5 protein-coding genes are annotated in these 7,024 nt (G+C 75.5%); 4 read left to right on the top strand and 1 reads right to left on the bottom strand.

The annotated features are described in order from the left end of the window. Positions 1-127: 127 nt before the first annotated feature. From ACZ6S5_RS03770 to ACZ6S5_RS03755, 4 genes are all read left to right on the top strand, one after another. Positions 128-595 (top strand): hypothetical protein, encoded by a 468-nt coding sequence (locus tag ACZ6S5_RS03770; RefSeq protein ID WP_465997412.1) that lies wholly within the window; start codon positions 128-130, stop codon positions 593-595. After that, entirely contained in the window at positions 592-2,562 is a 1,971-nt protein-coding gene (locus ACZ6S5_RS03765) for a copper resistance protein CopC (RefSeq protein WP_465997410.1), read from the top strand. Before ACZ6S5_RS03770 ends, ACZ6S5_RS03765 begins: the two co-directional genes overlap by 4 nt. A 146-nt stretch (positions 2,563-2,708) precedes the next feature. Beyond that, positions 2,709-4,367, top strand: a complete 1,659-nt coding sequence (locus ACZ6S5_RS03760; protein ID WP_465997409.1) for an NAD(P)/FAD-dependent oxidoreductase — start codon at positions 2,709-2,711, stop codon at positions 4,365-4,367. Continuing rightward, a complete protein-coding gene (locus ACZ6S5_RS03755; RefSeq protein ID WP_465997407.1) occupies positions 4,364-5,788 on the top strand; it encodes an ATP-binding protein in 1,425 nt (474 codons plus the stop codon). The genes ACZ6S5_RS03760 and ACZ6S5_RS03755 overlap by 4 nt, the downstream gene beginning before the upstream one ends. A gap of 18 nt (positions 5,789-5,806) precedes the next feature. Here the strand turns inward: ACZ6S5_RS03755 and ACZ6S5_RS03750 are convergent, their stop codons facing one another. Further along, positions 5,807-7,009: a low temperature requirement protein A gene (locus tag ACZ6S5_RS03750; protein ID WP_465997405.1), complete on the bottom strand. Its 1,203-nt coding sequence runs from the start codon at positions 7,007-7,009 to the stop codon at positions 5,807-5,809. Positions 7,010-7,024 lie beyond the last annotated feature (15 nt).

Genomic DNA, 7,024 nt, shown 5'->3' with positions numbered 1-7,024 from the left:
GGAGGACTGGATGGGGGGTTTCGGACGGGGGGGGGGGGTCTGTGGGTGTCGCCCCCCCCCCCCCCCCGGGGGGGGGGGGGGGGCGGGCCCCCCCCCCCCCCCCACCGTCCCCTGAGGAGTCCTGACCATGGTCGCGATCCCGTTCCGCATCCCGCGTCCCCGCCTTGGCCGGCTGATGCTCCCGCTGCTCGTCCTGGCGCTGGTCGCGGTGTCGATCGTCCGCTTCGGCGGGTACGCCGACGCCCGGCAGGGCTACGCCGTCCCGCACGACGGGCAGCTGGAGGCCCAGCTCGGCATCCGCTTCACCCAGGCGGCCGTGGTCGGCGACGGCGGCCTGGTGGAGCTGCGCTACGTGGTGCTGGACACCCAGAAGGCGTCGGCCTTCCAGAACGACACGAAGCATCCGCCCCGGCTGCGCAACGAGCGCTCCGGCAAGCTGGCCTGGCGGGCGGCCCTGATGAAGCAGGGCCACGAGCTGCGCCCCGGCCAGAGCTACTACCTGCTCTACCTGAACAACGGCGGCGCCATCAAGCGCGGCGACACCATCGAGATCACGTCGGGGCAGCGCCGCCTGGCCCACGTGCCGGTGCGGTGACCGGCGTGCCCCGGCCGGTCCGCCTCCTCGCCGCGCTCGCCGTGGCGGGCCTGGCCGTGCTGGTCGGGCCCGCGCCGGCGCAGGCCCACGCGTACCTCGCCGGCAGCGCGCCCGCCGACGGCGCGGTGCTGGACCGGGCGCCGGAGACGCTCACCCTCGCCTTCACCGAGCACGTGGAACTCGCCGCCGCCCGGATCACCCTGGTCGACGGCGACGGCCGGCACTGGGCGGTGACCGGGCTGGCGCTGCGCGACTCCGACGGCGCCCCGGCCACCGAGGACGCCGACAGCGAGGAGGCGGTCACCCTGGTCGCCGGCCTGCCGGCGCTGCCGCCGAACACGTACCACGTCGCCTGGCGGACGCTCTCCTCCGACGATCTGCACACCACCAGCGGCACCCTGGTCTTCGGCGTCGGGCGGCAGGTCACCGCCGCCGGCGTCGCCGGCCCGGTCGGCCCCGGCCCGCGGGAGACCGCCGCCCGCGCGCTCGGCCTGCTCGGCCTGTCGGTGCTGCTCGGCGGCAGCGCGCTCGCGTTGCTGCACGCCGCCGTCGCCCGCCGGCGGCCCGACCCCACGGCGGCCGCGCTGCGCCGCCGGCTGCTCACCGTCGCCGGGTACGCGGGTGTCGTCGCCCTGCTCGCCGCGCCCCTGCAACTGGCCGTCCAGCTCGCCGGGGCGGGTGACCGGTGGCGGCTCCTGGCCGACCAGCTCACCGGCGGCCGCTGGCTGCTCCGCGAGGCCGGCACGGCCGCGCTGCTCGTGGTGGCGCTGCGCGCCAGCCGCCGGCCCCGCGCGGTCGCCGCCCCCGACCCCTCGGGCGCCGTCCCGCCGGCCAGTCGCCCGGGTCCCGGCGTGCCGGCGTCCGTGGTCGTCGGGATGACCGGGGCGATCGCCGCGGCGGCGGGCACCGCGCTGCTCGGTCACCCGATGGGCGGGCCGTCGCGGACCGCGCTGGTCGGCGGCGTCCATGTGCTCGCGGCCGGCGGCTGGGCCGGCAGCGTCCTCGCCGCCGCTCTCGTCCTGCTCCCGCTGCTCCGGCACACTCCCGACCGGGCCGCCCAGGTCCGCGCCCTGCTGCGCGCCTTCGCCACGCTCGCGGTCGGCTGCCTCACCCTGCTCGTGCTCACCGGGCTGCTGCTGACCGGCCCCCAGGTGGCCACCGTGGACGCGCTGGTCGGCTCGCCGTACGGGCTGCTGATGCTGGCCAAGGCGGCGGTGGCCGGCGTGGCCGTGCTGCTCGGTGCCCGGACCGCCCGCCGGCTGCGCCGGGCCGGCCTGCCGGGGCGCGGGCTACGCGCGGAGGCGGCCCTGCTGGCGGTCGCCCTCGGTCTGGCCGGAGCGCTCGCCGCCACCGGCCCGGGCCGGGGGCCTGCCTTCCCGGTGGCCGCCGCCCGGGCCGAGCCGCAGGTCAGCGGCCAGGTCGCGGACCTCGTCGACACGGTGGCCGTACGCCCCAACCGGCCGGGACGCAACATCGTCAGCGTCGGCGTCGGGGACACCCGCCGCCCGGCGCCCGGCCCGGTGACCGGGGTGTCGCTGCTGCTCAGCGGGCCCAACGGGGAACGCGCGGTGCACCCGGTCACCCGGACCGCCGATGGCTGGGTGGTCGCCGTGGACGACATCCGTACCCCGGGACAGTGGCGGGTGGGCGTGACCGTGCTGCGCGACGGCCTGCCGCCGGTCACCGACACCCACCCCTGGCTGGTCCCGGCCGGCGGGTCGGCCGCCCCTCCCGTACGCGTCTCGGCGGCGCCACTGCGGCCGGTGCTGGACCGGGCGGCGCTGCTGCTCGGGGTGGCCGTGTTGGGCGCGGCGGTGGGGATCGGGTGGCGGTGGTGGCGCCGGCGTCGGGCCGACGGCGGCCGGGCCGGCGCCGGTGCCGAGCGACCGCCGGGGCACCGGCCCGGTGCCGACGGGGTGCCCGACGCGGAGGACCGGCAGCCACTGGCCTCGGCCGGACGTCGCTGATCGGCCGGGTCCCGCCGCCCCGCCCGCGCGGCGCCGGGCCGGGCTCCCGGCGCCGCCCGGGTCGGGTCGCCGCGCTCCGGTGGGCACCCGCCAACCGGCGGTCGCGAGCGCGAATCCGGCTCGACCGCCGTGCTTCACTAGACGGCATGCCCAACCCCGCGATCCTCACCGTCGACGACGACCCGGCCGTCTCCCGCGCGGTCGCCCGCGACATCCGTCGCCGGTACGGCGACCGGTACCGCGTGGTGCGGGCCGACTCCCCGGAGACGGCGCTGGAGGCACTGCGGGAGTTGAAGCTGCGCGGCGAGCAGGTGGCCGTGTTGGTCGCCGACTACCGGATGCCGCAGATGAACGGCATCGAGTTCCTCGAGGCGGCGATGGACCTCTTCCCCGCCGCCCGCCGGGTCCTGCTGACCGCGTACGCCGACACCGACGCCGCGATCAACGCGATCAACGTCATCGACCTCGACCACTACCTGCTCAAGCCCTGGCACCCGCCGGAGGAGAAGCTCTATCCGGTGCTGGACTCGCTGCTGGAGGCGTGGACGGCCAGCGCCCCCGCGCCCGCCACCGACCTGCGCGTGGTCGGGCACCGCTGGTCCGCCCCGTCCTTCAAGGCCCGCGACTTCCTGGCCCGCAACCTGGTGCCGTTCCGCTGGGTGCTCGCCGACGAACCCGAGGGCGCGCAGTTGCTGGCGGCGGCGGGAGTGAGCGCGAACGACGTACCCCTGGTCGTGACGACCGACGGCAAGTCGCTGGTGCAGCCGACGGAGGCCGACCTGGCCGCGCACGTCGGGCTGGCCACGACCCCGGCCGCCGACTTCTACGACCTGGTGGTGGTCGGGGCCGGCCCGGCCGGGCTCGGGGCCGCCGTCTACGGCGCCTCCGAGGGGCTGCGAACCGTGCTGATCGAGCGGCGGGCCACCGGTGGCCAGGCCGGGCAGAGCAGCCGGATCGAGAACTACCTCGGCTTCCCGGACGGCGTTTCCGGGTCGCAGCTGACCGACCGGGCCCGCCGGCAGGCGCTGCGGTTCGGCACCGAGCTGCTCAGCGCCCGCGAGGTGGTGGCCCTGGAGGACGCCGGGGCGGCGCGGGTGCTGCGGTTCGCGGACGGCAGCAGCGTCGCCGCGCACACGGTCGTGCTCGCCACCGGCGTCTCCTACCGGATGCTGCCGGCGCCGGGGCTGGCCGAGCTGACCGGTCGTGGCTGCTTCTACGGGTCGGTGTCGAGCGAGGCGCCGAGCTGCTCCGGGCAGGACGTCTACATCGTCGGCGGGGCGAACTCGGCCGGTCAGGCCGCCGTGCACTTCTCCCGGTACGCCCGGCGGGTGCACCTGCTGATCCGCGGCGACGACCTCACCCGGTCCATGTCCAGCTACCTGATCGAGCAGCTCGCCCGGATCGACAACGTCGAGGTGCATCCGTACACCGAGGTGGTCGGCGGCGCCGGCCAGGAGCACCTGGAGGAGGTGACCCTGCGCGACACCCGTACCGGGGAGTGCCGCCGGGTCGACACCTCGTGGCTGTTCGTCTTCATCGGCGCGGAGCCGTGCACCGACTGGCTCGACGGCGCGGTCGCCCGGGATCCGCGTGGCTTCGTCCTGACCGGCCCCGACCTGACCCGCGGCGGCCACCGGCCGGCCGGGTGGACGCTGCCGCGCGACCCGTACCACCTGGAGTCCAGCATGCCCGGCGTGTTCGCCGCCGGTGACGTGCGGGCCGAGTCGGTGAAGCGGGTGGCCTCGGCCGTCGGCGAGGGCGCGATGGCGGTCTCGCTGGTGCACCGCTACCTGGAGGCGCAGTGACCATCGAATCCGACCGGCTCACCCCCGACGAGCTGCGCCGCCTCTTCCTCTTCGAGTCGCTCGACCCGGACCAGTTGGCCCACCTGTGCGAGCATGGCCGGGTCGAGCGGCGCCGGGCCGGGGAGGCCGTGTACGTCGAAGGGGAGCAGGCGAGCTGCTTCTACGTGCTGCTCCACGGCACGGTGACGATGCACCGTCGGGTCCAGGGCGACGACGTCGAGCTGAGCCGGACCAGCCTGCCGGGCGTGTACGGCGGCGCGATGCAGGCGTACATCGGGGACCCGGCCGAGCAGCGCTACCTGAACAGCCTCTTCGCGGTCACCGACTGCGCGGTCTTCGCGCTCCCCGCCGCGATCATCGCCGACGCGATGCGGACCTGGTTCCCGATGGCCACCCACCTGCTGGAGGGGCTCTTCATCGGGATGCGCAACACGCAGACCATCGTCGGTGAACGGGAACGGCTGCTGGCCCTGGGCGCCCTCTCGGCGGGCCTCACCCACGAGCTCAACAACCCGGCGGCGGGGGCGGTCCGGGCCACCGCCGCGCTGCGCGACCGGGTCGCCAAGATGCGGCACAAGCTGGCCATGATCGCCGACGGCAGGCTGGACGGCCGGCGCCTGCACGAGCTGGTGGGGCTCCAGGAGGAGGCGGTGAAGCGGGCCGCCGCGGCGCCGCAGCTGACGCCGCTGGCGGCCAGCGACGCCGAGGACGAGCTGACCGACTGGCTGGACGACCACGGGATACGCGGCGCCTGGGACCTCGCCCCCACGCTGGTCGCCGCCGGCATCGACAGCGGGTGGTTGAGCCAGGTCGACGCCGCGGTCGGCGGCGACGACGTCGAGTCGGCGATCCGCTGGATCGTGTACACCATCGACACCGAGCTGCTGATGGGTGAGATCGACGACGCGGTGTCCCGGATCTCCGGCCTGGTCGGGGCCGCGAAGCAGTACTCCCAGCTGGACCGTGCGCCCTACCAGACCGTCGACGTCCACGACCTGCTCGACGCGACCCTGGTCATGCTCCAGGCGAAGATCCCGCCCGGGGTGCGGGTGGTGAAGGAGTACGCCGAGAACCTGCCGGCCGTCCCTGCCTACGCGGCCGAGCTGAACCAGGTGTGGACCAATCTGATCGACAACGCGCTCGGGGCGATGGGCGGCACCGGCACGCTGACCATCCGGACCGCGCGCAAGGAGGACCGGCTGATCGTGGAGGTGCGGGACACCGGCGGCGGGATCCCGCCGGAGGTCCGGCCGCGCATCTTCGAGCCGTTCTTCACCACGAAGCCCGTGGGTGAGGGCACCGGCCTCGGGTTGGACATCTCCTACCGCATCGTGGTCAACAAGCACCACGGGGACATCCGGGTGCAGTCGGAGCCCGGGGACACCCGGTTCGTCGTGCTGCTGCCGATGACACCTGCCTGACCGTGCGGAGGCCCGGCCTCACTCGCCGCGCAGGCCGGGCCGGATGTCGGCGTACCGGATGGTTTCGCCGACGATCAGGGCGGCGAGGATGACCACCAGGACGGTGAGCCCGACCAGCGGGGGCAGCACCGCGGCGGCCAGCAGCCAGGCCAGCAGGGCGAGCAGGGTGACGGACCGTCCGACGTGCAGCCCGTAGTGCATGCGGTTGGCGAACAGCAGGTGCCCGGCGAGGTAGAGCGCCGTACCGCCGCACAGGGCGGCCGCGTAGAAGACGCCGAGCGGCTCGTGCCCGGCCGCGTGCGCGAGGACGCCCTCGACGCCGAGCGCGGCGAGCACGATGCCGGCGATGATCGGGAAGTGGCCGTAGGTGTAAGCCTCGACGGCGAGGGTCGCCCGGGCCCGGCCCTGCGCCTCGCGGAGCCGGTGCTCGTAGGCCGGTGACACGAGGTCGAAGTAGAGCCACCACAGGCCGATCGCCACGGCAACGCCGAGCACGGCCGCCACCAGCAGCGGGGTGCTGACCGGCTGACCGGTGGCGCCGACCCCGATCGCGAGGATCGACTCGCCGACGGCCAGGATGACGAACAGGCCGTGCCGCTCGGTCCAGTGGGTGGCGCTGTGGATTCGCCAGTTGCCCCGGCGGGAGGTGACGTAGACGAGGGTCCCCTCCACGACCAGCGCGCCGGCGAAGAGCAGCGTCTGCCGCCCGCCGCCGAGCACCACCCCGACCAGGAGCAGGGCGGCGCCGGCCAGGGTGGGCACCCAGGTGATGGCCAGCTGGCGCCGCAGGCCCGGGTCGCCGGCCGCCGCCACCGAGTAGACGACCAGGTGCACGCAGCGGACGACGAGGTAGGCGCAGACCAGCACCAGGGGGCCGTCGAGGCCGCCCGGCGCGTCGTGCCACGCCTCGGGGATGGTCAGGTCGACCACGAAGATGGCGGCCATCGCCACCGACATCGCCGCCCGCAGCAGGCCCTGGTCCGCGCGCGCCTGGTTGCCGAGCCACGCGTACCCCGACCAGGTCCACCACAGCAGCGTCAGCAGCAGCAGGCCCTGTACGACCCCGTGGGCGTCGTGGGCGTGCGCCATGTACTCCGAGACGCGGGTGACCGCGAAGACGTACACCAGGTCGAACAGCAGCTCGAACCGGCTCACCGACTGGCCCTCGCCGGTGGGACTGACCGCCGGGTGCCGGCCGGGCCGCCGGCCGTCGTTGTCCATGGTCCGCCACCTCCG

This window comes from Micromonospora sp. NPDC051924 (assembly GCF_055586005.1).
This window is presented reverse-complemented; position numbering and strand designations above follow the sequence as displayed.

Excerpts from the sequence above, each read along its gene's own strand:
- ACZ6S5_RS03760 (WP_465997409.1), top strand. The coding sequence starts at position 2,709 with ATGCCCAACCCCGCGATCCTCACCGTCGACGACGACCCGGCCGTCTCC.
- ACZ6S5_RS03750 (WP_465997405.1), bottom strand. The coding sequence starts at position 7,009 with ATGGACAACGACGGCCGGCGGCCCGGCCGGCACCCGGCGGTCAGTCCC.
- ACZ6S5_RS03770 (WP_465997412.1), top strand. The coding sequence starts at position 128 with ATGGTCGCGATCCCGTTCCGCATCCCGCGTCCCCGCCTTGGCCGGCTG.